The following is a 26188-nucleotide window of genomic DNA, read 5'->3' on the forward strand; positions in this document are numbered from 1 at the left end:
CCGATGACGTTCCGACCCGGCCCGCCGCCGCCCGCTCCGCCGCACCGGGGCGACGCCGCCGCTGCCGCGCCGCTCACCGACGGCGAGTGGCACCGCATGCACCCGCTGACGCCGCTGCTCAAGGGCGGCATCTTCCTCATCGTGGTCCTCGGCTACGTGCTGAACAGCCTGCGGGACCAGCTCGTCGAGTTCTTCATCCCCGGCGGTGGTCCGCAGGACGACGGCGACCCGGTGCGGTACGTCTACGAGCACGGTGTCGTCGGCTGGGTGCTGCTCGGCATCGTGGTGGTGCTCGTCGTGCTGATCGGGCTCTTCTACCTGTCCTGGCGCATGCACGAGTTCCGGGTGACGGGCGAGATCGTCGAGGTCCGTTCGGGCGTGCTGTTCCGGACGAACCGCAAGGCCCGGCTGGACCGCATCCAGGGCATCAACATCTCGCGGCCGCTCGTCCCGAGGATCTTCGGCACCGCGAAGCTCGAGATCGCGCAGGCCGGCAACGACGCCAACGTGCAGCTCGCGTACCTCGGCGTCCGGGCGGCGGACGACCTGCGGCAGCGCATCCTCGTCCTGGCCTCCGGCGCGAAGGACGACGAGCGGCAGCACGACCCGGCCCGCGCCTCGAACGGCGTGCTGCAGGACCGCGTCGACGAGATCTTCTCGCCCGAGCTCGACCCCGCCGCGGTCCGCGCGACCCGGATCGTGAAGGTGCACCCCGGCCGGCTGATCGCCTCGATGCTGCTGTCCGGCACGACCGTGTTCATCCTGGCGGCGGTCGCGGCGATGATCGTCAGCGTCGCGCTCACCGGCGAGTACGGGATCCTGTTCGGTCTCTTCCCGGCGGTCATCGGCGCCGGCGGCTACTACGTCCGCAAGTTCTCGCGCTCGCTGCAGTACACGATCGCCGAGACCCGCGACGGCATCCGGATCGGCTTCGGGCTCGTGTCCACCTCGAACGAGACCCTGCCCCCGGGTCGCATCCACGCCGTGAGCGTCGCGCAGCCGCTGCTGTGGCGACCGTTCGGCTGGTGGGACGTCCGCATCAACCGTGCGACGAACGCCGGCAACGGGGCGTCGAACAACCAGCAGGTCTCGTCGATCGTGCTGCCCGTCGGCACCGCGCGGGACGTGCGCGAGGTCCTCGACATCATCCTGCCCGGCCTCGTCGGCACCGCCGTCGCCGGTCCCGCCGCGTCGCAGGAGCAGCTCCGCGAGGGCTCGGCCGTGGCGGTGGACGTCGTCGACGACAGCCTCACCACCACGGGCGACCGGGGCGGGTTCGTGCACTCCCCACGCCGTGGCGCGTGGCTCCGCCCGTTCGCGTTCCGGCGCAACGGGTACCGGTTCGTCCCGGGTGCCGTCCTGCTCCGGCTCGGTGCCGTCTGGCGGTCGCTCGTCATCGTGCCGCTGCCGCGGGTGCAGAGCGTCAAGGTCTCGCAGGGGCCGCTCGAGCGTGCGCTCCGCCTCGCGTCCGTGCACGTGCAGACGGTGCAGGGCCCGGTCTCGGCGAGCATCGGCGCGCTGGACGCGCGGGACGCGCAGCGGCTGTGGTCGGACACCTCGGCCCGCGCGGTCGAGGCCGCTGCGGCCGACACGTCGCACCGGTGGCGCGAACGGGAGGCGCGGGTCGCCCCCGGCGCACCCGTCGCGGTCGACGGTCCTGCGGGCCACCAGGCGCAGCACGCCCCCGCCGCGTCCGTCGCGCCCCGCGGGTGGTCGCCGGAACCGGCCCCCGGCGGTGCCGAGCCGGCGCGACCGACCGGCACCGCGCCTCCCGGATCGCCGTGGGGCGCGGTCCCACCGCCGGGAGCCGCGCGGTGAGGGCGGGACGACTGGGCGTCGGCGTCCTCGGCGCCGGACGCGTCGGACCGGTCCTCGGGGCGGCCCTCGCGAACGCGGAGCATGCCGTCGTCGGCGTGACGGCCGTGTCCGATGCCGGACGCGACCGCGCCGAGGCGATGCTCCCCGGTGCCCCCGTCCTCGAGACGCCCGACCTCGTCGAGCGGAGCGAGCTCGTGCTCCTCGCGGTGCCGGACGACCAGCTCGCGGGTCTCGTGCAGGGGCTCGCCGACGCGGGCATCTGGCAGCCGGGGCAGCTCGTCGTGCACACCAGCCCCGACCACGGCGTCGGCATCCTCGCACCCGCGATGGCGGCCGGCGCGATCCCGCTCGCGATCCACCCCGCGATGGCGTTCACCGGCACCAGCGTGGACCTCGTCCGGCTCCGCGACGCGTACTGCGCCGTCACCGCGCCGGCGCCCGTGCTCCCCATCGCACAGGCGCTCGTCGTCGAGATGGGCGCGGAGCCGTTCGTCGTCACCGAGCAGGACCGTCCCGCCTACGCCGACGCCGTCCGCGCCGCCGTCAGCTTCTCGACCGCGATCGTCGACCAGTCCGCCGGCACCCTGTCCGGCATCGGGGTGGAGTACCCGGGGCGGGTGCTCGGCGCGCTGGTCCGCACGGCGGTCGACAACGCGCTCGCGGCCGCCGACGGGCAGGCGACGCTCTAGACCGGCCGCGCTGTACGATTTCCGGGACCCCCACGACCATCGGAGCCGCACCAGCATGACCGACGAGACCGCACCCGCCACCGAGCCCTCCGCCGACGAGATCGCCGCCGCGGAGACCAGCGAGCAGCGACAGGTCCGGCTCGACAAGCGGGCGAAGCTCCTCGAGTCGGGGATCGAGGCGTACCCGGCCGGGCTGCCGATCACCACGACGATCCCCGCCGTGCGCGCGCAGTACGCCCACCTCGAGACCGGCGAGGAGACCCAGGACGTCGTCGGCGTCGCCGGACGCATCGTGTTCTCCCGCAACACCGGCAAGCTCTGCTTCGCGTCCCTGCAGTCCGGCGACGGCTCGCGCATCCAGGCGATGGTGTCCCTCGCCGAGGTGGGCGACGAGTCCCTCGCCCGCTGGAAGGAGTTCGTCGACCTCGGTGACCACGTGTTCGTGCACGGCCGGGTGATCTCCTCGCGCCGGGGCGAGCTGTCGATCATGGTCGACGACTGGCAGATCGCGGCGAAGGCGATCCTGCCGCTGCCGAACCTGCACAACGAGCTGAACGAGGAGACCCGGGTCCGCCAGCGGTACCTCGACCTCATCGTCCGCGACGAGGCCCGCGCCACCGTCCGCGCCCGCGCCGCCGTGATGGCGTCGCTCCGGCAGACCTTCACCGACCACGAGTACCTCGAGGTCGAGACGCCGATGCTGCAGACCCAGCACGGCGGCGCCTCGGCCCGGCCGTTCGTCACGCACTCGAACGCCTTCGACACCGAGCTCTACCTCCGCATCGCGCCGGAGCTCTTCCTGAAGCGCGCCGTCGTCGGTGGCATCGACCGCGTCTTCGAGGTGAACCGCAACTTCCGGAACGAGGGCGCCGACTCGACACACTCGCCGGAGTTCGCGATGCTCGAGGCCTACCAGGCGTACGGCGACTACGAGCAGATGGCCGACCTCACCCAGGAGCTCGTGCAGAACGCCGCCCGCGCGGTGACCGGCGGCTCGCTCGAGGTCACCTGGGCCGACGGCACGACCTACGACCTCGGCGGCGACTGGCCGCGCATCGACATGTACGGCTCGCTGTCCGAGGCGGCCGGTCGCGAGATCACCCCCGGGACGCCGCTGTCCGAGCTGCAGGCGCTCGCCGAGGCCGAGGGCGTCGAGGTCGCGCACGCCACCCACGGCAAGTACGTCGAGGAGCTCTGGGAGCACTTCGTCATCGACTCGCTCGACCGTCCGACGTTCGTCATGAACTTCCCGGTCGACACCTCGCCGCTCACCCGCCAGCACCGCAGCCGCCCCGGCATCGTCGAGAAGTGGGACCTGTACATCCGCGGCTTCGAGCTGGCGACGGCGTACTCCGAGCTCGTGGACCCGGTCGTGCAGCGCGAGCGGTTCGTCGAGCAGGCGAAGCTCGCCGCCGGGGGCGACCTCGAGGCGATGCGCGTCGACGAGGAGTTCCTGCGGGCCCTCGAGCACGCGATGCCGCCGTCGGGTGGCATGGGCATGGGGATCGACCGGCTGCTCATGGCCATCACAGGCCTCGGCATCCGCGAGACGATCCTCTTCCCGCTGGTCAAGTAGCGCGCGAGCGGGCGGCGTCGACCGCCGCCCGCTGCCTGCGCGCGGCCCACGGTCGTGCGCGTAGCGTCCCGGGTACGCCCCGGACGAGGACTCCCCACGACGGCGTGGGGGCGAGCGCAGGTCGATCGTCGGTCCCGGGGTGCCAGGGATCGAGGAGGATCACCATGGCAACGAACCACGCGGTCGCCTACAAGGCGCCCGGTCAGGTCGAGGTCATCGAGACCGAGTACCCGACCTTCGAGCTCAAGGACGGACCCGGGGTCAACCCGGCGAACGTCGGGCGCAAGGTCCACCACGGTGCCGTGCTGCGCACCATCGCGACGAACATCTGCGGCAGCGACCAGCACATGGTCCGCGGCCGGACGACGGCACCGGCGGACCTCGTGCTCGGGCACGAGATCACCGGCGAGGTGGTCGAGGTCGGGCGGGACGTCGAGTTCATCAAGGTCGGTGACGTCGTCTCGGTGCCCTTCAACATCGCGTGCGGGCGCTGCCGGAACTGCAAGGAACGCAAGACCGGCATCTGCCTGAACGTCAACCCGGACCGTCCCGGCAGTGCGTACGGGTACGTCGACATGGGCGGCTGGGTCGGTGGTCAGGCCGAGTACGTGCTCGTGCCGTACGCCGACTGGAACCTGCTGAAGTTCCCGGACCGCGAGCAGGCGATGGAGAAGATCCTCGACCTCGCGATGCTGTCCGACATCTTCCCGACCGGTTTCCACGGCGCCGTCACCGCCGGTGTCGAGGTCGGGTCGACCGTGTACGTCGCGGGTGCCGGGCCGGTCGGTCTCGCCGCCGCGACGGGAGCGCTGCTGCTCGGCGCGAGCGTCGTGATCGTCGGGGACATGAACGCCGACCGGCTCGCCCAGGCGCGGACCTTCGGGTGCGAGACGGTCGACCTGACCAAGGGCGACCCCGCCGACCAGATCGACCAGATCCTCGGTGAACCGCTCGTCGACTGCGGCATCGACGCCGTCGGGTTCGAGGCGAAGGGCCACGGCTCGGGGTCGGACCACGAGGCGCCGGCGACGGTGCTCAACTCGCTCATGGACGTCACCGCCGCCGGTGGGGCGCTCGGGATCCCCGGGCTCTACGTCACCGGCGACCCGGGCGGCATCGACGAGGCGGCGCAGAAGGGCGCACTGTCCCTGAGCCTCGGCACCGGGTGGGCGAAGTCGCTGTCGTTCACCACGGGCCAGTGCCCGGTCATGAAGTACAACCGCCAGCTGATGATGGCGATCCTGCACGACCGGACGAGCATCGCGAAGAACGTCAACGCGACGGCGATCTCGCTCGACGACGCCCCGCGCGGCTACGCCGAGTTCGACAAGGGCGCAGCGACGAAGTACGTCCTCAACCCGAACGGGCTCATCCCCGCCGCGTGAGGGACCACGCACCGGTGGCAGCCCGGCTCGTCCGTTCACGGGCGGCCGGGCTGCTCGCTGCCGGGGGCGATACGGGTTCGAGGGCGTACCATGTTCGCGTGCCGCATGGAGTCGTGACCGGGATCATCTTCGCCCTGACGCCGACCGTCGTGGTCGGCCTCATCTTCTGGTTCGTGATGCGCGCCATCCTGCGGGCCGACCGCACCGAGCGTGCCGCCTACGCCAAGGTCGAGGCCGAGGAGCGCGCCCGCTTCGAGCGCGAGCACGGCGTCCCGGCGCCGGCACCGGCCTCGGCCGAGTAGTCCCGCGCCCCGAGCGCGGTCGACTTCACCCGGCGTTCACCGCCGGGTGCGACCCTGACGCGCATGCGCCAGGACCCGGAGCCCACCGACCGTCACCTCGGCGTCGACGCCGGACCGGGATCCCATGCGACCGCTGACCTCGTCGACCGCCCCGACCCCACCGACCCCGTCGACCCCGTTGACCTCGCCGACCTCGACCCCGAGGACGCCTTCGGCCACACCGCCGTGCCCGATGCGTCCCGCGACGATCCGTGTGGCCCGACGGTGACGGCGACGAGGACGACATCGACGTCTGAGCGTCCGGACACGGTCACCGGCCGTTCACCCCGACGTCGCCCACCGGCGCGAGCATCGTCGGCATGTCCATCACGCAGATCATCACCGGTGGTGTCCTCGCGAACCGCGGCGGCGTCTTCACCGGGCGCAGCCTCGTCGGCGACATCGAGAGCGAGTACGACGAGTTCGACCGGGACGCCGACCTCGAGGTCTCGAAGCGTCGCGAGGGGTGGCTCGAACCCTCCTGGTGACCCCCACCCCTCCGGCTTTCGGGGTACGACGATCGGATCGCGACGATCCGGACCGCCGTACCCCTTTTTCGTGTCCACTCGACGCGGCCGCCCGGGGTACAGGATCGGAAACGAGCAAGAAACACCGATGCAACGCCGGAAACACGGCGGCATCCCCTTGCTCTCCGGCGACGAGGGGGACCAGACTGACGACAGGCTGTACCCCTCGGGGGACGGTATCCATGGTGAAGCACGGAGAAGCCTGAGAATCGATCCGATCGGTTTGTGGGGTACACCTCCGGGCCGCTTTACTCATGACACCCCCCAACGAGGTCATCACCCGTCGAACGCAGGGAGTCATCATGACGATCGCAACAGCAGCACCGAAGACGACGACCACCGGCCCCGCCGCGCGCCGTGCCAAGAAGACGGCGGCAGCGAAGACCACGGTCACCGCGGTCGAGACCACCACGCTCGACACCGAGGTCGAGGCCGACGAGCAGCTCGCTGGTGTCCGCGGCGCCTCGGTCGACCAGGTCGGTGACTACCTGCGCCACATCGGCCGGCTCTCGCTCCTCACCGCCGAGGAAGAAGCCGAGATCGCCCGCCGCATCGAGGTCGGCCTCTTCGCCGAGGAGAAGCTGAACACCGAGAAGGGCCTCGCGAAGACCCTGCAGCGCGAACTGCGCTGGCTGGTCCGCGACGGTGAGCGCGCCAAGGAGCGCATGATCACCTCGAACCTCCGCCTCGTCGTGAGCATCGCCAAGCGCTACTCGCAGCGTGGCCTGCCCTTCATGGACGTGATCCAGGAAGGCAACCTCGGACTGGTCCGCGCGGTCGAGAAGTTCGACTTCACGCAGGGCTACAAGTTCTCGACGTACGCCACCTGGTGGATCCGCCAGGCGATCTCGCGTGGCCTCGCCGACAAGGCCCGCACCATCCGCATCCCGGTCCACACGGTCGAGCTGATCAACAAGATCTCCCGCACCGAGCGCGATCTCACCGTCGACCTCGGCCGTGCGCCGATGCCCGACGAGGTCGCGGCGGAGCTCAGCATGAGCGTCGAGGAACTCGTCGACCTCAAGGGCCGTTCGCACGAGCCGGTGTCGATCCACACCGTCGTCGGCGACTCGGACGACAGCGAACTCGGCGACTTCATCGAGGACGAGGACGCCGCGTCCCCGAACGAGCTCACCGAGACCACGCTGCTCCACCGCGACATCCGCTCGATCGTCGCCGAACTGCCGAGCGACGAGGCGAACGTGATCCGCATGCGCTACGGCCTCGACGACGACAAGCCGATGACGCTCGACGAGATCTCGAAGATCGTCCACACGACCCGCCAGGCGGTCAGTCGTGTGGAGTCCCGCGCCAAGCTGCGGCTCTTCGCCAAGGCGGTCTCGCAGGACATGCAGCTGTACCTGACCGACTAGGTCGGATGACTTCGGCCGGTGTGCGAACACCGGAAGGGGAACCGGGTCGTTCTGTGGGAAGACGATCCGGTGGGGTGATGGGACGGCCCGCTCGCGCTTCGGCGTGAGCGGGCCATTCACGTTCCCGGGGGCGCGTCGCACCCTTCCGCGCGGAGCGACCGGGCCGCTACTCCTCGACCTCGCGCCCGAGCTTCTGGCGGAGGTCCTGCGGGATGAGCTCGATGAGCTGGTCCGGCCGCACGGGCAGGTCGAGCAGGCTGAGCTTGACGCGGCCCGTCCGGCCGTGGCGCTCGGCGTCGAGCCGGACCACGCTGCCGGCGTCCTTCCGCAGGCGGACGTCGAGCTGGGCGCCCGTCGCGACCTCGCCGACGACGAGCCCGTCGACCTCGAGCGCCGCACTGCGGGTGCCCTCGGCGATGTCGAACCGGTAGCGCTCGCGCGCGGCCAGGACGACGGCACGGTCGATCCCGGCCATCGGTGCGACCGGCGTCACGACGGAGCCGGACAACGCGGGGGAGAGGACCGGTCCGCCGGCGGCGTAGTTGTACGCGGTGGAGCCCGCCGGGGTCGCGGCGACGATCGCGTCGGCCCGGTAGTAGCCGTACCCGAGGCCGCCGACGCTGAGGTCAGCGGAGACCTGCCCCGCGCCGGGCCGCCGCACGATCGTGAGGTCGTTGAACGCGAGGTAGTCCGTCCGCGCACCGCTCCAGGACAGCCGGGCCTCGAGCGCGTGGTGCGGTTCGAGCTGGTAGTCGCCAGCGGACAGCCGTTCGAGCGCGTTCTCGAGCTCCGGCGGTTCGATCTCGACGAGGAACCCGACGTTGCCGTAGTTGACGCCGAGCACCGGCACCGGGCGCTTCGCCACGAGGCGCATCGCACCGAGCATGGTGCCGTCACCGCCGAGCGCGACGACGAGGTCGACCTCCTCCGTGAAGTCCTCGTCGCCGATGACGTCGAGGCCACCGCCGATGCGCTGGGCGTCGGCCCGACGGGCGACGAGGCGACCGCGGCCGGAGGCGTTCCAGCGCTGCAGGGTCGCGACGGACTCCTGCACGTTCTTGGTCGGGTGGACGACGAGTCCGACGACGGGCTGCTCCATGCTCGGATGGTACCGACCCGACCCGGGACGACCCCGGTCGTGGCTCCGCCGCCCGCCGGGCGCGCGCCGCGTGACGGACCCGCACCGCGCCTCCAGGCCCTCGCCTGCCCGCCTGACGCAACGAGGTCACGCCCACGGCGAACAGGGGCAGACCACCCGGGGTGCGCTGGTTAGTCTCGATGTACGTCACCGGGCCAGCTCCGGTCCGGCAAGGGAGAGCACATGTTCGAGAGATTCACCGACCGAGCCCGTCGTGTTGTCGTCCTCGCTCAAGAAGAAGCGAAGATGCTCAACCACAACTACATCGGCACCGAGCACATCCTCCTCGGCCTCATCCACGAGGGCGAGGGCGTCGCCGCCAAGGCGCTGGAGTCGCTCGGCATCTCGCTCGATGCCGTCCGCGAGCAGGTCCAGGACATCATCGGGCAGGGCCAGCAGCAGCCGACCGGGCACATCCCGTTCACGCCGCGCGCCAAGAAGGTGCTCGAGCTGTCCCTGCGCGAGGCGCTGCAGCTCGGCCACAACTACATCGGCACCGAGCACATCCTGCTCGGCCTCATCCGCGAGGGCGAAGGCGTCGCCGCCCAGGTGCTCGTCAAGCTCGGCGCGGACCTCAACCGCGTCCGCCAGCAGGTCATCCAGCTCCTGTCCGGCTACCAGGGCAAGGAAGCGGTCGCCGTCGGCGGCGAGCAGCAGCAGAACGCTCAGCAGGGTTCGCAGGTCCTCGACCAGTTCGGTCGGAACCTCACCCAGGCGGCGCGCGACGGCAAGCTCGACCCGGTCATCGGCCGCGAGAAGGAGATGGAGCGGGTCATGCAGATCCTCTCCCGTCGCTCCAAGAACAACCCCGTCCTGATCGGTGAGCCCGGCGTCGGCAAGACCGCCGTCGTCGAGGGCCTCGCCCAGGCGATCGTCAAGGGCGACGTGCCCGAGACGCTGAAGGACAAGCAGCTCTACTCGCTCGACCTCGGGTCGCTCATCGCCGGGTCCCGCTACCGCGGTGACTTCGAGGAGCGCCTCAAGAAGGTCACGAAGGAGATCCGCACCCGCGGCGACATCATCGTCTTCATCGACGAGATCCACACGCTCGTCGGTGCCGGTGCTGCCGAGGGCGCGATCGACGCCGCGTCGATCCTCAAGCCGCTCCTCGCCCGCGGTGAGCTCCAGACCATCGGTGCCACCACGCTCGACGAGTACCGCAAGCACTTCGAGAAGGACGCCGCCCTCGAGCGTCGCTTCCAGCCCGTGCAGGTCAACGAACCGTCGCTGCCGCACGCGATCAACATCCTCAAGGGCCTCCGCGACAAGTACGAGGCGTTCCACAAGGTGTCCATCACCGACGGTGCGATCGTCGCCGCGGCAAACCTGGCCGACCGCTACGTGCAGGACCGCTTCCTGCCGGACAAGGCCATCGACCTGATCGACGAGGCCGGCGCACGCCTCCGCCTGTCGATCCTGTCGGCGCCGCCGGAGCTCCGCGAGTTCGACGAGAAGATCTCGACGGTCCGCGGGTCGAAGGAAGCCGCGATCGAGGAGCAGGACTTCGAGAAGGCCGCATCGCTCCGCGACGAGGAGAAGAAGCTCCTCGGCGAGCGTCTCCGCCTCGAGAAGCAGTGGCGTGCGGGTGACGTCGCCGCGTCCGGCACCGTCGACGAGGGCATCATCGCCGAGGTCCTGGCGCAGGCCACGGGCATCCCGGTCTTCAAGCTCACCGAAGAGGAGACCTCGCGTCTCGTCTTCATGGAGAAGGCCCTGCACGAGCGCGTCATCGGTCAGGAAGAGGCCATCTCGGCCCTGTCCAAGACCATCCGCCGCACCCGTGCCGGCCTGAAGGACCCGAACCGCCCCTCGGGCTCGTTCATCTTCGCCGGCCCCACGGGCGTCGGGAAGACCGAGCTCGCCAAGGCGCTCGCCGAGTTCCTGTTCGACGACGAGGGTGCACTGATCTCCCTCGACATGTCGGAGTTCGGTGAGAAGCACACCGTCTCGCGACTCTTCGGTGCCCCTCCCGGGTTCGTCGGGTTCGAGGAGGGCGGCCAGCTCACCGAGAAGGTGCGCCGCAAGCCGTTCTCCGTGGTCCTCTTCGACGAGATCGAGAAGGCCCACCCGGACATCTTCAACTCGCTGCTGCAGGTCCTCGAAGAGGGTCGTCTGACCGATGGTCAGGGCCGCGTGGTCGACTTCAAGAACACCGTCATCATCATGACCACGAACCTCGGTTCGCAGGGCATCGCCGGTGGCCCGGTGGGCTTCCAGGTCGAGGGTGACTCGGGTGTCGGCTACGACCGCATGCGTGCGAAGGTGAACGAGGAGCTCAAGAAGCACTTCAAGCCGGAGTTCCTGAACCGCGTCGACGACACGATCGTGTTCCCGCAGCTGTCGCAGCCCGAGCTGCTGCAGATCGTGGACCTGTTCGTGAAGCGCCTGGCCGACCGTCTGCTCGACCGCGACATGACGGTGGAGCTCACGCTCGCCGCCAAGGAGCAGCTCATCAAGGTCGGGTTCGACCCGTCGCTCGGTGCGCGTCCCCTGCGTCGCGCGATGCAGCACGAGGTCGAGGACCAGCTGTCGGAGCACATCCTGCAGGGTGAGCTCAACGCCGGCGACCACGTGAAGGTCGACTTCACCGACGGTTCGTTCCAGTTCGAGACCGGGCGTCAGCCGGGCCGCGAAGAGGTCCTCGCCGGGGCTGCCGCCGTCGAGGCGACGGACGCTCCGCAGGGCGAGATCGAGTCCTAGGACCCAGCCGCAGACGTGACGGGAGGGACGGTGCCGGCTGGCACCGTCCCTCCCGTCACGTCGTGGTGCGGACGGCGCGGCGCGGACGGTTCGCGCGTCGCGGTACCACCGGCCCCCGTCCGGGGGTACGGTGGTGTCTGTGCGCGAGGGGTTCCCCCCAACACCTCGCACGCAGCGCTCGACCGGTTCCCCCCAACAGGTCGAGACGCGCCGGCCCCGGTCTGCTCCGCAGACCGGGGCCGATGGCATTCCGGGCAGGATCGTCCCCGCGGGACGGCCGCGTCAGAGGGTGGCCGCGAAGTCCCGGACGGCGCCCTCCCAGCGCTCGGGGTCCTCGTTCCACTCGAGCGTGTGCGGGGCGGTCCGGAACGCCACGGCGCGGGTCCGGGGGTGTGCGGTCTGCGCGGCGACGTCGGCCTCGGCGACGAGGGCGTCCGCCGCCGAGTGCACGAGCAGGGTCGGGGTCGCCGACGCCTGCCACGCGGTCGTCTGGACGGGAGCAGCTGCGCCGGCCAACCGTGACAGGACGCCGGTGGTCGCGATCCGTGCGGCGACGGTCCCGACGAACGCGGGGAGGTGTGCGACCGACACCGCGCCGCGGAGCGCCGAGGACACGCTGAGCAGCGGTGCGATCCCGACCAGCCCGTCGACCTCCACCCGCGAGGCGGCGACCGAGCACGCGAGCGCACCGGCCGACCAGCCCTGCAGCACGACCCGGGTCGCGCCGCGGCGCTGGGCTGCCCGGACCGCGGTCACGATGCGGTCGACGGCACCGGGGTCGAGCGAGCGGAGCGGCAGGTCGGTCGTGTCGACGACCTCGGACGTCGCCCCGAGGGCGCGCCACACCGGGATGCCGCGCAGCACCTGTCGGGGGCCGAGGGACTGGCCGTGCACGTGGACGACGTGCGTGCCGGCCGTCGCGGGCTCGTCGCCGGGGCCATCCGTGGGGTCGCCACCGGCGACGTCCGCGGGCTCGTGGCCGGGGGCATCCGCGGGCTCGTCGCCGGGGACGTCCGCGAGGTCGTCGTACAGCAGGGCGTCCCAGCCCCACTCGCCGAGTGCCGGCGCGCTGTCCGTGCGTCGCCGCACCGTGCCGTCACCGGTCCCGGTGACCTCGTGCACGCCCAGCCCCACGCCGTCGCGGGTGAGCCGGTACGTCCCGGGCAGGCGGGTGTCGCGCGTGGCCACGAACTCGGTCTCGGTCGCGGTCGCGTGCCGGACCGTGGCGGTCGCTGTGTACGGGGTGGGGAAGAGCAGGCGGCGCGCGACGAACGCGCCCAACCCGAGCGTCCCGACGGCACCTGCTGCGGTGCCGAGTGCGGCGATGCGTCCGCCGGTCATCTGGTCTCCTCCGGTCGTGCGGTGGTGAGCGTCGCGGCGGCCGGGATGCTCTGCCCGGCCTCGCGCGCGCGGTCCTCGATCTCGACGGACAACCGGTGCAGCCGGCTCCGCCACTGGCGACGCTGCCAGGCGATCGTGAAGTAGAGGCCCCGGTTGCCCGAGTCGCCCTCGAGCCGTCGGAGTTCGGGTTCGAGTGTCCGGAATCGGAGCCGGGTCGCCCGCCAGTCGCGGAACTCTCGGACGGCGTCTGGGAGCACCCCGCCCGCGGCGCCCACGGCGAGCAGGACCATCGACGTCAGGAAGACCGGCGCGTAGACCGCCCCGAGCACCCGGACCGCGCCGTCCAACCCGAGCACGTGCACGGCGTCGAGCGCGATCGCGATGGCCGCGAGCAGGACCATCGCGGCCGCGCCGACGACGAAGAGCCAGTACGTGCGGCCGAGCCCGTCGCCCTCGCGGAAGCCGCGCAGGACCGCCAGCGCCGACCGGGTGATGACCACGGCGACGTACGTCATCTCGACGGCGGAGTACAGCGCCGTGGGCAGCTGGTCGCCGTACACGACCATGAAGCTCGACGTGGGCTCGGGGGCGTCGATCAGCAGGAACAGCACGACGAGGGCGACGAGGACCACGACGATGCCGACGAGCCGGCTCGGGCGGAGGAGTCGGGCGGACCGGGCCGCGGCCTCGACCGACTGCGCGAGCGCGAACAGGCCGCACACCATCAGGCATCGGCCGAGCAGGTCGGCGATGTTCGGCTCGTGGGTCAGCCCGCCGAGGAACGTCACGACGTCGGGCTGGTTGATGCTCAGCCCGACCGCGACGAAGGCGCAGCACACCATGAGCCAGCTGACGCTCGCCGACTGGGTCCGGACCAGCCAGAGCCGGACCACCAGGACGGCCAGGATGAGCCAGACCGGGATCGACCCCCAGACGTGCAGGGTCACCGGAAGATCCCGCGCGGCACCCCGTCGGGGTCGAGCAGCCCGATCCGCAGGGCGAGCTGGTCGGCGACGAGCTCCACCGCCTGTTCGTGCGGGGTGTCGAGGGAGCGGGTGAACGCCGTCCGCCCGGTGAGGAGTCCCGTGTAGGCCTCGTGGTCGCAGCCCGGGTCGGCGAGGAACACGTGCGCGAGCTCGTGCAGGATGCTCGCGACCCGGGACCGTTCGGACAGGTCGGGGCGCGTCTCGAGCAGGGCGTGGTCGGTGCGCTGGATGAGTCGCGCCGAGAGATCGCCGGGGAGCGCCGTCGTCCGCAGGCGGATCGGCTTGCCGAGGGTCGCCTCGGCGCGGACGAGCAGCTGGGGGAGCGTCAGCCGGCGGGGGAGCCCGAGACGCTGCACGCTCCGCCGTGCTTCGGCCTGCCGGCGGCGGGCGCCGCTGCGGTCGGCGAACCCGCTCACGACGTCGCCCCGGAGTCGTCGAGGCGCCGGACATGCTCGGTGAAGTCGCGGATCTCGGCCGCGGAGGCGAACTCGCCGAGCCGCCGGGTCGCGAACGCCACGACCTCGCGCTTGCGGAGTTCGAGGACGAGTTCGAGCTGCGCCTGCACCCGTTCCGGGACGTCGGTGTTGCCCGCGGCGTCGGTGAGGTACTCGGGCGGCACACCGAAGTACCCGGCCAGTGCGACGAGCAGACGCTGGTCGCGGACGGCCGGCCCGTTCCCCCCGAGCATGTAGCCCCACCGCGGGCGGCTCATCGACGCACCCTGCGCCTCGATCTCCGCCGCGATCTCCTTGTAGGGCGGGCGCTGTCCGGTGTTCGCCTCGACGACGTCCATGAGGAGCTGCAGCTTCCGCGAGAGTTCTCGTCGGTGCGCGTCGTCGTCGGTGTACTCGATCATGTCTCCCCGCCCTGTACATCTGTCTCAGACATGGTAAAACTGGACCAGCGCCGAGGCCAGCGGGACCCACTCTGCCAGGCGCACGCCCGTTCGTCAGGTCGGCATGTCGTGGGGGGATGCCGAACAGGCGGCTGGCGCCGTGGGGTGGTCGCGAGCCGACGACGGACGGGAGGCGCGGTGCCAGCTGGCACCGCGCCTCCCGTCTCGACCGTGGTCGCGCTCTCGCGCGTCGGCCTGGTCAGGCCTGCACGTCGCCGCGCCACCCGGTGTCGGTGGGCGCCGCTTCGACGCGCTCCTTGTAGTTCTGCAGGTCCTTCTTGATGGCGTGTCCGCCGACACCGACCGCGGCGCCGAGCTTCTCGAGGAAGCCGGACGGCTCCCAGTCGATCTGCGCGGTGACGCGGGTCTCGTCGTCGGAGAGCTTGTGGAAGGTGACGACACCGGCGTGGTCCGTGTCGCCGTCCTTGACCGTCCACGCGACGCGCTCGTCGGGGTGCTGCTCGGTGATGACGGCACGGAACTGGCGCTCCTGGCCGGCGACCTTGACGGTCCAGTCGGTGGTCGTGTCGTCCACCTGGACGATCTTCTCGACCTCGTCGAGGAAGTGCGGGAACTCCTCGAAGCGGGTCCACTGGCCGTAGGCGGCTGCGACGGGGACGTTGACGTCGACGGTTTCGATGATCTGAGGCATGCACCGGACGGTAGGCGGCGGCGCCTGGGTGGCCTTCAGGGCGGTGTCCCCCGCGCGCACTATGGTGAGTCAGATGACTGAGCACGGGAAGCACGCGTTCCACGAACGGGACGAACACGGCATCCTGGTGCGCCCGGCGCTCGCGTCGGACGTCCCGCACATCCAGCGGCTCATCTCGCCCTACGTCGACCGACGGATCCTGCTGGGCAAGGAGAACGTCGCCCTGTACGGGTCGATCCAGCAGTTCCGCATCGCCGAGGGTCCCGACGGCGTCCCGATCGGGTGCGGCGCGCTCGCCGTCTTCTGGGACGACATCGCCGAGGTCCGCACGCTCGCCCTCGACGCCGGCTGGATCCACAAGCGCGTCGGACACCGCATGCTCGAGGCGCTCGAGCACGACGCCCGCGAGCTCGGTGTGGCCCGTATCTTCTGCCTGACGTTCGAGGTCGACTTCTTCACGAAGCACGGGTACCTCGAGATCGGCGAGAGCGTCGTGTCGCCCGACGTGTACGCCGAACTCGTCCGGTCGTCGGACGAGGGGGTCGCGGAGTTCCTCGACCTCGCCCGGGTCAAGCCGAACACGCTCGGCAACACCCGCATGCTGAAGATCCTCTGACGCTTTCGGTGACCGCGCGGCGGGGTTCCCCCGTGCCGCTCCCGCCGTTGTCTACCCTGTGCGCATGTCGTCGTTCCGTCACCCCGTCGGGCCCGAGAAGCCGGGTGTCTACTGGCGCCGCCGAGCGATGGTCATCGGCGTGCTGCTGCTCATCGCGGTCGTCGTCGTGCTGATCGTGGTGGGGCGCGGTGGGGCCTCGGCGGATCCGGCCGGGACGGCTGCGTCGGCGTCTTCTGCCGCTTCTTCCGCTGCTTCGTCTGCTTCGGGGTCGTCCTCGTCGCCGCGTGCGACGCCCTCCGCCGCAGCATCACCTTCGGGGTCGCCCACCGCCTCCGCCAAGGACGGCGCGACGTGCACCAAGGACCAGATCGCCCTGACCCCGGTCGTCGACAAGAGCACGTACGGACCCACCGAGGACCCGAAGATCGCGATGTCGATCAAGAACACCGGGTCGAACTCCTGTCACATGGACCTCGGGTCGTCCCAGCAGGTCCTCACGATCTCGTCGGGCGAGGAGCAGTACTGGTCGTCGAAGGACTGCCAGACCGGTGGCACCAACCAGGACGTCACCATCAAGGCCGGGCAGACCCTGACCACGCCGGCGATCGCCTGGGACCGGACGCGTTCGTCGACGTCGACGTGCGACTCGTCACGGCCGTCGGTCACCGGTGGGGGTGCGAGCTACCACCTGCAGGTGGCGGTGGGGAACCTCGCGTCGAAGACCTCGGTGCAGTTCATCCTGCAGTAGGTCCGCGGCGGTTCAACCTGCGGGAGGGCGGCGGGAGTTCGTCCTGCGGGAGATCGCCGGCTGTTCGTCCTGCCGGGGTTCGGCGACGGTTCGTCCTGCCGGAGGTCGCCGGAGTCGGCCGCCTGGGACAACGAGAACGGGCCCGTCGTCACGAGGACGACGGGCCCGTTCGGGCTGGAGGAGATCAGCCGATGACGGAGATGTTCTCCGCCTGCGGGCCCTTGCGACCCTCGGTGATGTCGAACTCCACCTTCTGGTTCTCCTCGAGCGACTTGTAGCCGTTGCCAGCGATCGCGGAGAAGTGAGCGAAGACGTCAGCGGAGCCGTCGTCCGGGGCGATGAAGCCGAAGCCCTTTTCGTTGTTGAACCACTTGACGGTGCCGGTCGATGCCATGATGGCGTTCCTTACTTTCTTGCCAGTCGACATCTGCAGTCGACTGTCTTGCGAAGCGGTACTCGCTACCGCCGATCCACCGACGGATGTCGTCAGATCGATGCGTCCTGCGGGCATGGGGCCGGCGGGACGGGTTCGGGGCCAGGCGGCCGGGGAAGGCCAGTGACCGATGGCGCTCGAGGTGCTGTGCACCGGAAGAACGATGGACTCCCGCCGAAGCGGTTGGTACCAATCTACAGTCTTGTGGCCACAAGGGAAGAGCCGAAGTCGCCGAACGCCCATGAATCTGGTGGACTAGGGGTGATGGCAGACAAGGAACAGCGCTTCCGGAGCGAACAGCTCGAGGCGGCGCTCGAGCAGCAGGACGTCGCTGCGGTGGCGTTCGCGCTCCGCAACGACATCGTGATCGTCCCCCGGCTCGTCACCGGCAAGAAGGACATGCAGGTGCGGGTGTTCGGCCGTGAAGGCTCGGACAAGCGCATCCTGCTGCTGTTCTCGTCGGCCGACGCGTACACCGCGATGGTGCCGGACGAGAAGGTCCGACAGGTGATGGTCTACGACGGCCCGCGGCTCGAGGAGTTCATCGCGGCACACCTGGACTCGCTCGAGGGCGTGTTCTTCGACATCGCGGGGCCGCACACCATGCAGGCGACCCCGGAGGACCTGTTGGCGGCGCTCCGGGCCTGACGCTCCGGGCGCGTCTCGGCGTGTCCGAGTCCTCGGGGCCGGCCTGCCGGTGCGTCGGTGGGGGGCAGTCGGGGTCGGTCTGCCCGCACGTTCCGGAGGTCCGCCGGGGTCGATCTGCCCGTGCGTTCGTGGGGTCGGTCTGGATCGGTCGGCCGCGATCAGAACGCCCGGTCGAGTTCGCGCTCGCGTTCGTCCGCGGCGAGGGAGAACGCGACCCGCAGCGCTTCGCGCAGGTGCTGCGCGTCCGACCCGAGCACGGTCGTGAACCCGAGTCGTGCCGCTTCACTCGCACGCTGCTTGGTGCCCGTGGTCGGGCGGATCTCGCCGGCGAGGCTGATCTCACCGACGGCCGCGAGCGTGTGCGGGTACGGGCGGTCGCGTGCGGCGCTTGCCAGGGCGAGGGCGATCGCGAGGTCCGCGCCCGGTTCGGTGAGCTTCATGCCGCCGACCGTCGAGACGTAGACGTCGGCGTCGGACAGCTTCAGTCCGGCTCGTCGCTCGAGCACCGCGAGCAGCATCGCCACACGGGAGGAGTCGACGCCGTTCACGACGCGGCGCGGCTGGGGCGCCGAACTCGGGACGACGAGCGCCTGTACCTCGACCGGGAGCGCCCGTCGCCCCTCGAGCGCGACGGTCACGCACGTGCCGGACACCGGCGCACCGTTCTTCGACATGAAGAGGCCGCTGGGGTCGGGGACTTCGTGGATGCCGTCGCCGGCCATGTCGAAGCAGCCGACCTCGTCGGTGGGGCCGAAGCGGTTCTTGAGCGCACGGACGAACCGGAGCGCGGTCTGTCGATCACCCTCGAAGTGGCAGACGACGTCCACCAGGTGCTCGAGCAGCCGCGGACCGGCGATCGTGCCGTCCTTCGTCACGTGGCCGACGATGAGGACCGGGAGCGCACGGTCCTTGGCGACGCGGATCAGGGTGGAGGCGACTTCGCGCACCTGGGACGTCCCGCCCGCGATGCCGTCGATCGAACTCGACGAGATGGTCTGCACCGAGTCGGCGATGAGGAGGTCCGGCTGGACCTGGTCGATCTGGCCGAGGATGACGCCGAGGTCGACCTCGCTCGCCAGGTAGAGGTCGTCGTGCATCGCCCCGGTGCGCTCGGCGCGGAGCCGGACCTGGTCGACCGATTCCTCGGCGCTGACGTAGAGCACGCGCTTGCCGTTCGCAGCGGCGCGTGACGCGACCTCGAGCAGGAGGGTGGACTTGCCGACGCCGGGCTCGCCGGACAGCAGGACCGCCGCGCCCGGCACCACACCGCCGCCGAGCACGCGGTCGAACTCGCCGATGCCGGTCTGCCACCGCTGCACGGTGGTGCCACGCGACTCGGTGATGGGGCGGGCGACGCGGTTGCCGGTCACGGCGACCGAGGAGGTGCCACGGACGCTGGCCGTGGCGGCCGAGGAGTCCTCGACCGTTCCCCAGGACTGGCACTCACCGCAGCGACCGACCCACTTGATCGTGGTCCAGCCGCACTCGGTGCAGCGGTAGAGGGACTGAGCGCGCGCCATGACGGTCAGGCTAGGCGGTGCCGCCGACATCACCCGCGCGGCCGGCCGGGCCGTCGGAGTGCGGATCGGCGGCCGCGTCGGGCACCGTGACCGAACCGGTCATGCGTTGGCGCAGACGGTCGATTCGCCCCGGACGTTCGGCGTGGTCGAGCGCCTCGGCGCCCTCGGTGTCCTGCTCGGCGCGTGCGGTCGCCACCGCGCCCGCACCGGCCCCGAGGTCCTCGGCTTCTCGCGCCGACAGGTAGTGCCGGATCGCCGCGACCACGTCCACCCGTGCGTCGACCGCCGGCTCGAACGCGCTCGCCCAGATCTCGTACCCCCGATCGTTCGGGTGGAACAGGTCGCCGTAGCTGTTGAAGAACGTCCGGCGGAGCCCCACCCGCTTCGTGATGGTGTGCAGCGGCGCCACCGTCAGGCCGAACTCGTCCGCCACCCGGTGCACGATCTCGTTCGCCACCGCCACCTTGCGTTCCCGGTCGGGCACGAACATGCACGGCAGTTCGGCGACGATCGCGTGGGACGGCACCGCGCCGTAGATCTCGCGGATGTTCCGCTCGAACTTGTCGGGGTGGAAGTCGGCGATGTCGTTCGCCCCGATCGACACCGTGCAGATGTCCGGCGTGTAGTTGCGGAGCTTCGGGAGCTGGTCCTTCCGCGCACCCCACGTCGTCGAACCGGACACGCTGAGGTTCACGACCCGCACCGACGACCGCGAGCGGTGCCGGATCCGTCGTGCGAGCAGCCCCACGTACCCGCGGTGCGGCTCGCTCGCGCCGACGCCCTGCGCCGCCGAGTCGCCGATCGCCAGGTAGGTGATCTGCCCCTCGTGCTGCAGGCGTTCCCGCCACCAGTCGGCGTGCACCGGGAGCAGCTCGCCGATCCGGCGGGCGGCCGCCTGCTGCCCGCGGACACCGGCCCGGGCGCCGAACGCTGCGCCACCGAGGACGGTCAGCCCGCCGACGACCGACGACAGCAGTGCGATGAGCGTGCGTGATCTCATGCGGTGGACGTTACGCGGACTTCTTCGGGACGCGATCCGTCCCGAGCGAGCCGTGGACGGGCACCCCGGACCAGCCACCTGTGGAGGGGGGAGTCGACGCCGGGTGGTGCGTCGCGCCTCCTGGATCGTGTAAACTCTTTCCCGGTACCGTGTCCGAGCGGCCGAAGGATCATGTCTCGAAAACATGTGTGGGGGCAACTCCACCGTGGGTTCAAATCCCACCGGTACCGCCATACCATAGGAAACCCCCGTTCACACGGGGGTTTTCTTCTTTTGAGAAGCCGTCCTTGGTGCATCCCTGGTGCACTCTCCTGAGCGCACGACTCCTCAACGTAGCCGCCTCCTCCTTGGCAGCGTGGTCAGCCAGAGTGCGCCCGACCCGGTATCCCAGGCGCACTCGCCCGTTCCTCGAGCGCGAGCAGCGAGGCGCAAGCCTTCAAGTCACTCTCCGCTAACGGGCCTCGCCACTGCGATGCGCCGCTGAGGCTCTAGATCAGCGCACAGATGTGTGGCACAGGTCCGAGGGGACCCTAGAGCCATAGGCGCACAGCCAACCGCGACCGTTGCGCTGGGATATACCCCAACGCGACCGCAAGATCAAGGACGCTCCGGGCGTTGCATCACGGCACCGTCGCCGGACGGAAATTGACCCGGGCAACGGCGGTGAGATGTCAGTTGCGCGTTGTGGGTAAGAACATTCGGGGAACGTTTCGTGTCTTCCCCGGGTCGCGGTGCCTACGTGGAGAGCGGTCGCGGCGCTCCTGTCTCATCGAAGTCGATGGAGATCACGTTCTCCTGCCCCACCCAGTCCTCGAGTACTGTGACCGCATCATTGCTGAGCTCTTGAACGAAGACCAGTGCGAGATTGTGCTTTGCGCGCGAAGCGGAGACATAGAAGAGGTTACGTGAGTGCTGGAAGCTCCCAGCTTTCCTGAGTTCTGGCTTGCTCTGGGGAGCATGGGCGGCAATCATTTTGGCGAAGTCGTACTTAGTCCACCCACGCCCGATGAGTACGATCACGTCGTCGAATTCTGCACCCTTTACAGAGTGTTTTGTTGCAAAGACGGTGCTGTCCTCTAGGTAGGAACGGAGTGCGCGTACTTCGGCATACGGCACGGAGCGCAACGCTCGATGCTCCACCAGCTTTCGTGGCTCTTCCAGTTCCTCTCCAGGGGAGAGGCCCAGGAGTGCCTCATCCAGCTCGCGCCCTCTCTTAACTACTCGTGTGGGCACGGGGAAGAGATTTTGGGAATTCAGGAGGTCCAACACGTCGCCGATCGTGCCCGTACTGCTGGTCGAGATGAGTGAATCGAAAGATTCAGACCAGCGACGCTTATCCTTTGGTGCATTGAGTATCGGCCTCTTGGTTCCCATTAGGCGGAACAATTCCCCATACTTGCGCTCAGAGAAGGCCTGGATGGCGGGTTCCGCCGTGTCTATCAGGAACTCGACTACTGGGTCTTCCTTGTTGGCGAAAGCGTCGTTCGACGCGAAGACACGTGGGAGGCTGGGGTACCCCAGCTCGTTCGCGATCCCGGCGTGCGTGAGCATAAGCACTTTCGGATCCTCTGAGTTCTGGATCCATGCTCTACTTGGTGATTCGTGCTGGACCCATTGCAGGCATGCCTGGGTAGCTTCCTGAGAGATCTGCCCCTTCCAGTTCTTGCCCAACCGGACACCGGGCCAAGAGTTGGAGTGATAGACCGTGACGGAACCCGTACCGGCATCGGCTCGAGCTGCCTGGGGAAGCTCCGGGCGCAACCGATTCAGAAAGTCAACGACCGCGTGGTCAGATCGGAAGTTTGCGTTCTTCGGAATCGAAATGAGCGAGTGATGGTCGATCGAGCCCCCGGTTCTATCGTAGATTTGCTGCCAGTGGTCCCCGAAAAAGCCCACAACAGGGCTTGCGTGTTCAACTCCGTGGCCGGAAAGAATTGCTTGGGCAAGCCCGGCCGGCGTGTCCTGATACTCGTCGATGAAGATGACGGGGAACCGGTCGGTGATGAGTGAGCGGAACTTCTCATTGCCAAACAACTGAATAGCGAAATCGGGGACGTCGTTGTGATGGAGCGTGATTCGGTCTTCATAAATTCCACGGATGCCTAGGTCATACTCAATCGCCAGCCCTTTGGTCTCTGGACTGCTGGCAAGACGCGCTTTCCAGTTCTCCGAGGTGTGAAGAGCCGCTGTGAGAGCTTTCTGGTACGGACTGATCACGTCCCAGAGGAATCCATGGAGGGTATCGACGAAGATGGCGGGGTCTTGATCGGTTCGTGCCCTGATTTCGTCGCGGGCGACTTTGGTATAGGTCAGGCAGGCGACTCGTTGATCGCTGCGGGGGAGATAGGCGGACTTATTCTCCAGTATGTGTCGCAGGGCTTGGATCAGGGAATAGGTCTTGCCTGCTCCTGCAGCTGCTTCAAGCTTGAAACTCTTGCGGCTTTCAAGCGCGGCGAAGAGAGTAAGGAGGGCTTCCTCGCTCGCTCTCTCGGCATTGTCAGCAACGGTGTTATCCGGCGAGGTCATCGAACAACCACTCCGGCACCATTTGGCGGCTCAGCCTCGGATTCGGGCTCGGTGGGGTGATTCAGTAACCAGTCGAGTCCACGTTGGAGGTATCGAGGGGTGTTCCAGCCCGCCTCCTCGACCGCAAATCGTAAAGCGAAGTCGCTTTTCTTCAATCCTTCTGCGGCCTCACGAACAAGGACTTCGTCGTGGCCGACATCGTCGCTGAGCGTGAGTCCCTCAGCGGAGGGGTTGGCGAGAAGGAAGGCGTCTTCGAAGGTGCGACCACAGGCTTTCCCTTCGTGCTCTGGAACTTGGTACGCAAGGTACCGGTTGCCGCTAATGATGGCGTCTGTCTCTGCAGCTGCCAGCAAGGCAGCTGGGTTATGTGCGTCGGAGTTGGGGAACCAGGCTTTGATAGTTGCGTTGCTTGTGGACGTGCCTTGGTGCACCGTCGTTGCGCCGTGTCGGTCCTTTCCCTCGACCGGGCCTATCGAATCGATATCGGTGATGACGAGCGTCGTAAGGCCAAGGAAGTCGAGAAGCGGGAAAAAGATGTGAGCGTAGGCACCTCCCACCTCCATGAGAGCAACATACTGGCTACCGAGCTGATGTTTAGTGTTTTTGATCGCCGCGGGAACGATCAGTCGCTCGCTCGTGCCTTCCACGAGTATGGCTTTGTCCGCAAAGAAGAGGTCAGAGCGAGTGAGGGTCAAATACTGGTGTAGGAAGGTCTTGTCGAGGCCTTCAACGTCGGTGAGGTCGAGGACGTTGGTGTGGCGGCTTGAGTCACCTTTCGCACGGTCCTCGACACGGAAGTATCGAATCGCTGAGAAGTCTGCGCGGTTGGCGACGTGTGATGAGTGCGTTGAAACCGCGAACTGTGGCCACCAAGGTTGCCTTCTATTGTCAAGCGCCGGGAAGAGCTCAGCGACTGAAGCTAGCTGCTCGATGAACACCTCCTGCATCTGCGGGTGTAGATGCGCTTCAGGCTCTTCGATGAAAACCAGGTGCAGTCCAGGCATGTTGCCTCGTGTTGCATAATCCCGGTAGTAGCTGAGAAGCGTGAGCAGCATCAGGATGAGATTGCGAGACCCTAAGCCGCTATACGACTCAGGGAGCGACACCCCGGCTACGCCGTCGTAACGAATGCTTGTGTGGTTCCCCAGAACGCGTTCGATGTCCAGTGTCGTTTGCGCTTTGAGACCGGGGTCAGTGAGACCGGGGTACCCGAAGGCCTGAAGGGCCGGGATAATGCCTTTCACCATCTCACTGACTTTCGCGCCCAGATCTCGCTCGATGTCAGCAATTGCGGCCGTCAGTGCATCCGCAGTTTGCTTCTGAGAGCCCCCGTCATTCGAGTTAGAGGCGGCGTTAAACAGGTTCTGTAAGATGCTGCCGATCAGGTCGTTGGGTTTCTCCTTCTCGTCATCCAGTCCGCGTTGGGCTTTCAAGAAGTTAACGGTGAGAATGCGCCGCATCGCCTCTAGAGTGATGTTTCGCGTGTTTGTGGTATCTCCCGGATCAATTGCAGTAATTGACCGCACGTACGATCCTTTGATGCGGTCTCCGACGATGCCGAGTACGCGCTCGATATCCGGTTTCTCCCCCGATTTCAAGCCACCTGCAACCCCCTCGAAGAAGTCCGACAGGCGTCCGCCTTCGAGTGAGTAGCTGAAGCGAATCATCGCCGTTGTGCAACACGGATCGAGATCGACGATAGCCGCAGCTAGAGGCCCGTATTCCTGCAACTCTTTCGAGTACGAGATCTCCACAGTGAGGGAGATCTCGGGGAGAAGGTCCCTCGCGGCTTGTTCTTCTCCTGCGGCGTAGGCATGCCACGCTTCGAGGAATTCCGGATAGCTCTCGGCAGAGAAGTCGGCCAAGGTGAAGTTTAGGGTAGATGGCTGCAGGAAGCGAATGAATGCCTCCGCAAGCGTTGTTTTACCACTGTTGTTCCGGCCGACCAATACAGTCACGTTGCGATCGAGGTTGATATCGACGTTCCGGAGCAAGCGAAAGTTGCGCATCTTGATGCTTGATACCCGCATCGGAGCAAGTTGCTTTTTCAGCTCGTCACTTGAGTCTGTGGGCGCAGCCTGTTGGGTCATTTGCGGTCCTTCCCTTTGAGCGCCATCGTCGCGGCTCTCGTGCCGACTCAGATGGTCATGGTTGTGCCAGCATGCCTGATTCGCTCTGCTGGCGTCGGGCAAAGCACGATGGGACTACCTTGTTGTGCGCTCCCGGTGGCGAGAACACAAAGCGACTGCAGATTACCGACGACGGCGAAACCTACGCCGGGGTCCACTGCCCCTGGTGCGGCATCGACGTCGAGAACAGTGAACACCTCGACGTGCTCGACGAGAACGACCGCAGCACCACCATCAGCGCCGACGAGTTCGACCACGACCACCGCACTGTCAGCCCCGACTACGACGGCCGCGGCCAGTTCGACGGCCTCTGCTGCGTCTGCACCGGCTGCGACCGACCCGTCAGCCTCCCGGCCGCCTGGACCGAGCGCTAATAGTCCCGTTAGAGGCATAGGAGCGACGATGACCCACCCGAACACCGCCCCGTCCCTGGCCGACGCAACGGAACGACTTGCAGACCTGTTCCGTAGCACCGCCACCGCGTACGAGGTCGGCCCGACGCTGCAGTGCACTGAGGCCGACGCGGTCGCCGACCTGCTCTGTGCGCCGGGTATACCAACAGCGCCGACGCGCGGCTCCACGCGCATTCCGCCACGGATGACGAAGGCGACGAGCACAACCAAGCGACCGGACGCCGCAAAGCGTAGCGCCGCCGCGGCCGCCGCACCCAGCGGCGGCCGCGAGGGGGCGTGCCCCCTCGCGCTCCCCCTCTAGCTGGCTCGCTTCCCCGTCACTTCAACGATGTCTTGCGCGATTGGGCCGACGTAGCCAGCGAGCACCAGTGCGAAGGAGCTCAGCGGAACATTGCCGATACCCAAAAATATCGAGCTGTAACCGATGACCACGATCAGCACCGGCAGCCAGGCGAAGAGGCGAGACCAACCCGTCCTGAAGATAGAAGCGAAACCCCGTCCCACGATGGCAGCCATCGTCGCCACCGCGAGCCCGAAGGCGATACCGTACCGGGTTACCGGTTCGCCGGCGTCCGCCGCCTGGCTGATGGAATTCATGGCGACGATGCCCGCTGTGATGCCGAGAGCGATTGTGAGCACCCCATTCGCCCAACGACCGGCCCGCTTCCGATCATTCGTGACGCGTCGGTCGCACAGGTCCTGCCATCTGGCACGGAATCGCTTCGGCAGAGCGG

Annotated in this window: 25 protein-coding genes and 1 tRNA gene; 13 read left to right on the top strand and 13 right to left on the bottom strand. The window is 68.4% G+C overall.

The genetic code is table 11. The features are described from left to right. The first annotated feature begins 3 nt into the window (after positions 1-3). The 5 genes from ACIQUC_RS15165 (at position 4) to ACIQUC_RS15185 (ending at position 5770) form a co-directional block, all read left to right on the top strand. Positions 4-1818: a PH domain-containing protein gene (locus ACIQUC_RS15165; protein WP_402268513.1), complete on the top strand. Its 1815-nt coding sequence runs from the start codon at positions 4-6 to the stop codon at positions 1816-1818. Continuing rightward, positions 1815-2507 carry a Rossmann-like and DUF2520 domain-containing protein gene (locus ACIQUC_RS15170; protein ID WP_402268516.1) on the top strand — a complete coding sequence of 231 codons (693 nt, stop codon included), beginning with the start codon at positions 1815-1817 and terminating at the stop codon, positions 2505-2507. Before ACIQUC_RS15165 ends, ACIQUC_RS15170 begins: the two co-directional genes overlap by 4 nt. A gap of 55 nt (positions 2508-2562) precedes the next feature. Next, the gene (lysS, locus tag ACIQUC_RS15175) at positions 2563-4083 is read left to right on the top strand and encodes a lysine--tRNA ligase (RefSeq protein WP_402268519.1); all 1521 of its coding nucleotides are present in this window, start codon (positions 2563-2565) and stop codon (positions 4081-4083) included. Between the two features lie 164 nt (positions 4084-4247). Then, positions 4248-5468: a formaldehyde dehydrogenase, glutathione-independent gene (fdhA, locus tag ACIQUC_RS15180; RefSeq protein ID WP_402268522.1), complete on the top strand. Its 1221-nt coding sequence runs from the start codon at positions 4248-4250 to the stop codon at positions 5466-5468. Positions 5469-5566: 98 nt separating this feature from the next. Continuing rightward, a complete protein-coding gene (locus ACIQUC_RS15185) occupies positions 5567-5770 on the top strand; it encodes a hypothetical protein (protein ID WP_402268525.1) in 204 nt (67 codons plus the stop codon). 36 nt (positions 5771-5806) lie between these two features. Here ACIQUC_RS15185 and ACIQUC_RS15190 read toward each other — a convergent pair whose 3' ends face one another. After that, complete coding sequence (locus ACIQUC_RS15190; RefSeq protein WP_402268528.1) at positions 5807-5989, bottom strand: hypothetical protein; 183 nt, start codon at positions 5987-5989, stop codon at positions 5807-5809. Between the two features lie 140 nt (positions 5990-6129). Here ACIQUC_RS15190 and ACIQUC_RS15195 point away from each other — a divergent pair, with 140 nt between their 5' ends. Both ACIQUC_RS15195 and ACIQUC_RS15200 read left to right on the top strand, forming a co-directional pair. Beyond that, positions 6130-6297, top strand: coding sequence for a hypothetical protein (locus ACIQUC_RS15195; protein WP_022907621.1), 168 nt, complete (start codon positions 6130-6132; stop codon positions 6295-6297). 341 nt (positions 6298-6638) lie between these two features. Continuing rightward, positions 6639-7709 carry a sigma-70 family RNA polymerase sigma factor gene (locus tag ACIQUC_RS15200; protein ID WP_402268532.1) on the top strand — a complete coding sequence of 357 codons (1071 nt, stop codon included), beginning with the start codon at positions 6639-6641 and terminating at the stop codon, positions 7707-7709. A 166-nt stretch (positions 7710-7875) separates the two neighbouring features. On the opposite strand, the gene ACIQUC_RS15205 is transcribed toward ACIQUC_RS15200, so the two are convergent. After that, complete coding sequence (locus ACIQUC_RS15205) at positions 7876-8808, bottom strand: NAD(+)/NADH kinase (protein ID WP_402268535.1); 933 nt, start codon at positions 8806-8808, stop codon at positions 7876-7878. 222 nt (positions 8809-9030) lie between these two features. Here ACIQUC_RS15205 and ACIQUC_RS15210 point away from each other — a divergent pair, with 222 nt between their 5' ends. Then, positions 9031-11547: an ATP-dependent Clp protease ATP-binding subunit gene (locus ACIQUC_RS15210; RefSeq protein WP_402268538.1), complete on the top strand. Its 2517-nt coding sequence runs from the start codon at positions 9031-9033 to the stop codon at positions 11545-11547. Between the two features lie 282 nt (positions 11548-11829). Here ACIQUC_RS15210 and ACIQUC_RS15215 read toward each other — a convergent pair whose 3' ends face one another. From ACIQUC_RS15215 to ACIQUC_RS15235, 5 genes are all read right to left on the bottom strand, one after another. Further along, positions 11830-12888: an alpha/beta hydrolase family protein gene (locus ACIQUC_RS15215; RefSeq protein ID WP_402268541.1), complete on the bottom strand. Its 1059-nt coding sequence runs from the start codon at positions 12886-12888 to the stop codon at positions 11830-11832. Next, positions 12885-13835, bottom strand: coding sequence for a hypothetical protein (locus ACIQUC_RS15220; RefSeq protein ID WP_402268544.1), 951 nt, complete (start codon positions 13833-13835; stop codon positions 12885-12887). The genes ACIQUC_RS15215 and ACIQUC_RS15220 overlap by 4 nt, the downstream gene beginning before the upstream one ends. After that, positions 13832-14290: a hypothetical protein gene (locus ACIQUC_RS15225; protein ID WP_022907624.1), complete on the bottom strand. Its 459-nt coding sequence runs from the start codon at positions 14288-14290 to the stop codon at positions 13832-13834. The genes ACIQUC_RS15220 and ACIQUC_RS15225 overlap by 4 nt, the downstream gene beginning before the upstream one ends. Continuing rightward, positions 14287-14730, bottom strand: a complete 444-nt coding sequence (locus tag ACIQUC_RS15230; protein ID WP_402268549.1) for a hypothetical protein — start codon at positions 14728-14730, stop codon at positions 14287-14289. Before ACIQUC_RS15230 ends, ACIQUC_RS15225 begins: the two co-directional genes overlap by 4 nt. A 238-nt stretch (positions 14731-14968) precedes the next feature. Further along, positions 14969-15421 (bottom strand): SRPBCC family protein, encoded by a 453-nt coding sequence (locus ACIQUC_RS15235; protein WP_022907626.1) that lies wholly within the window; start codon positions 15419-15421, stop codon positions 14969-14971. Positions 15422-15494: 73 nt separating this feature from the next. Between ACIQUC_RS15235 and ACIQUC_RS15240 the strand changes: the two genes are divergently transcribed. Beyond that, positions 15495-16037 (top strand): amino-acid N-acetyltransferase, encoded by a 543-nt coding sequence (locus tag ACIQUC_RS15240; RefSeq protein ID WP_402268552.1) that lies wholly within the window; start codon positions 15495-15497, stop codon positions 16035-16037. Positions 16038-16101: 64 nt separating this feature from the next. Then, a complete protein-coding gene (locus ACIQUC_RS15245) occupies positions 16102-16785 on the top strand; it encodes a hypothetical protein (RefSeq protein ID WP_402268555.1) in 684 nt (227 codons plus the stop codon). Positions 16786-16969: 184 nt separating this feature from the next. Here ACIQUC_RS15245 and ACIQUC_RS15250 read toward each other — a convergent pair whose 3' ends face one another. Further along, complete coding sequence (locus ACIQUC_RS15250; RefSeq protein ID WP_402268558.1) at positions 16970-17212, bottom strand: cold-shock protein; 243 nt, start codon at positions 17210-17212, stop codon at positions 16970-16972. Between the two features lie 270 nt (positions 17213-17482). Here ACIQUC_RS15250 and ACIQUC_RS15255 point away from each other — a divergent pair, with 270 nt between their 5' ends. Then, positions 17483-17866, top strand: coding sequence for an SseB family protein (locus ACIQUC_RS15255; RefSeq protein WP_022907630.1), 384 nt, complete (start codon positions 17483-17485; stop codon positions 17864-17866). 158 nt (positions 17867-18024) lie between these two features. Here the strand turns inward: ACIQUC_RS15255 and radA are convergent, their stop codons facing one another. Further along, on the bottom strand, positions 18025-19386 hold the full coding sequence (gene radA, locus ACIQUC_RS15260) for a DNA repair protein RadA (protein ID WP_031262812.1): 1362 nt from the start codon (positions 19384-19386) through the stop codon (positions 18025-18027). 10 nt (positions 19387-19396) lie between these two features. Then, a complete protein-coding gene (locus ACIQUC_RS15265; RefSeq protein WP_402268561.1) occupies positions 19397-20386 on the bottom strand; it encodes an SGNH/GDSL hydrolase family protein in 990 nt (329 codons plus the stop codon). Positions 20387-20529: 143 nt separating this feature from the next. Here ACIQUC_RS15265 and ACIQUC_RS15270 point away from each other — a divergent pair. Then, a tRNA-Ser gene (locus tag ACIQUC_RS15270) sits at positions 20530-20619 on the top strand. A gap of 502 nt (positions 20620-21121) precedes the next feature. On the opposite strand, the gene ACIQUC_RS15275 is transcribed toward ACIQUC_RS15270, so the two are convergent. Continuing rightward, complete coding sequence (locus ACIQUC_RS15275) at positions 21122-22912, bottom strand: UvrD-helicase domain-containing protein (RefSeq protein WP_402268564.1); 1791 nt, start codon at positions 22910-22912, stop codon at positions 21122-21124. Continuing rightward, positions 22909-25002 (bottom strand): ATP-dependent nuclease, encoded by a 2094-nt coding sequence (locus tag ACIQUC_RS15280; RefSeq protein ID WP_402268567.1) that lies wholly within the window; start codon positions 25000-25002, stop codon positions 22909-22911. Before ACIQUC_RS15280 ends, ACIQUC_RS15275 begins: the two co-directional genes overlap by 4 nt. Positions 25003-25073: 71 nt before the next feature. On the opposite strand from ACIQUC_RS15280, the gene ACIQUC_RS15285 reads away from it, so the two are divergent. Further along, positions 25074-25415: a hypothetical protein gene (locus tag ACIQUC_RS15285; protein ID WP_402268570.1), complete on the top strand. Its 342-nt coding sequence runs from the start codon at positions 25074-25076 to the stop codon at positions 25413-25415. Positions 25416-25751: 336 nt separating this feature from the next. Here ACIQUC_RS15285 and ACIQUC_RS15290 read toward each other — a convergent pair whose 3' ends face one another. Continuing rightward, complete coding sequence (locus tag ACIQUC_RS15290) at positions 25752-26093, bottom strand: hypothetical protein (protein ID WP_402268573.1); 342 nt, start codon at positions 26091-26093, stop codon at positions 25752-25754. Positions 26094-26188 lie beyond the last annotated feature (95 nt).

Origin of the sequence: Curtobacterium sp. NPDC098951 (genome assembly GCF_044759965.1) — a bacterium.
GTDB lineage: Bacteria > Actinomycetota > Actinomycetes > Actinomycetales > Microbacteriaceae > Curtobacterium.

Bases quoted from the DNA above. Each gene is read 5' to 3' on its own strand.
- radA (WP_031262812.1), bottom strand. From the start codon at position 19,386: ATGGCGCGCGCTCAGTCCCTCTACCGCTGCACCGAGTGCGGCTGGACC.
- ACIQUC_RS15275 (WP_402268564.1), bottom strand. From the start codon at position 22,912: ATGACCTCGCCGGATAACACCGTTGCTGACAATGCCGAGAGAGCGAGC.
- ACIQUC_RS15210 (WP_402268538.1), top strand. From the start codon at position 9,031: ATGTTCGAGAGATTCACCGACCGAGCCCGTCGTGTTGTCGTCCTCGCT.
- ACIQUC_RS15240 (WP_402268552.1), top strand. From the start codon at position 15,495: ATGACTGAGCACGGGAAGCACGCGTTCCACGAACGGGACGAACACGGC.
- ACIQUC_RS15245 (WP_402268555.1), top strand. From the start codon at position 16,102: ATGTCGTCGTTCCGTCACCCCGTCGGGCCCGAGAAGCCGGGTGTCTAC.
- ACIQUC_RS15250 (WP_402268558.1), bottom strand. From the start codon at position 17,212: ATGTCGACTGGCAAGAAAGTAAGGAACGCCATCATGGCATCGACCGGC.
- ACIQUC_RS15165 (WP_402268513.1), top strand. From the start codon at position 4: ATGACGTTCCGACCCGGCCCGCCGCCGCCCGCTCCGCCGCACCGGGGC.
- fdhA (WP_402268522.1), top strand. From the start codon at position 4,248: ATGGCAACGAACCACGCGGTCGCCTACAAGGCGCCCGGTCAGGTCGAG.
- ACIQUC_RS15205 (WP_402268535.1), bottom strand. From the start codon at position 8,808: ATGGAGCAGCCCGTCGTCGGACTCGTCGTCCACCCGACCAAGAACGTG.
- ACIQUC_RS15200 (WP_402268532.1), top strand. From the start codon at position 6,639: ATGACGATCGCAACAGCAGCACCGAAGACGACGACCACCGGCCCCGCC.
- ACIQUC_RS15230 (WP_402268549.1), bottom strand. From the start codon at position 14,730: ATGATCGAGTACACCGACGACGACGCGCACCGACGAGAACTCTCGCGG.
- ACIQUC_RS15265 (WP_402268561.1), bottom strand. From the start codon at position 20,386: ATGAGATCACGCACGCTCATCGCACTGCTGTCGTCGGTCGTCGGCGGG.
- ACIQUC_RS15285 (WP_402268570.1), top strand. From the start codon at position 25,074: ATGCCTGATTCGCTCTGCTGGCGTCGGGCAAAGCACGATGGGACTACC.
- ACIQUC_RS15255 (WP_022907630.1), top strand. From the start codon at position 17,483: ATGGCAGACAAGGAACAGCGCTTCCGGAGCGAACAGCTCGAGGCGGCG.
- ACIQUC_RS15195 (WP_022907621.1), top strand. From the start codon at position 6,130: ATGTCCATCACGCAGATCATCACCGGTGGTGTCCTCGCGAACCGCGGC.
- ACIQUC_RS15215 (WP_402268541.1), bottom strand. From the start codon at position 12,888: ATGACCGGCGGACGCATCGCCGCACTCGGCACCGCAGCAGGTGCCGTC.
- ACIQUC_RS15235 (WP_022907626.1), bottom strand. From the start codon at position 15,421: ATGCCTCAGATCATCGAAACCGTCGACGTCAACGTCCCCGTCGCAGCC.
- lysS (WP_402268519.1), top strand. From the start codon at position 2,563: ATGACCGACGAGACCGCACCCGCCACCGAGCCCTCCGCCGACGAGATC.
- ACIQUC_RS15280 (WP_402268567.1), bottom strand. From the start codon at position 25,002: ATGACCCAACAGGCTGCGCCCACAGACTCAAGTGACGAGCTGAAAAAG.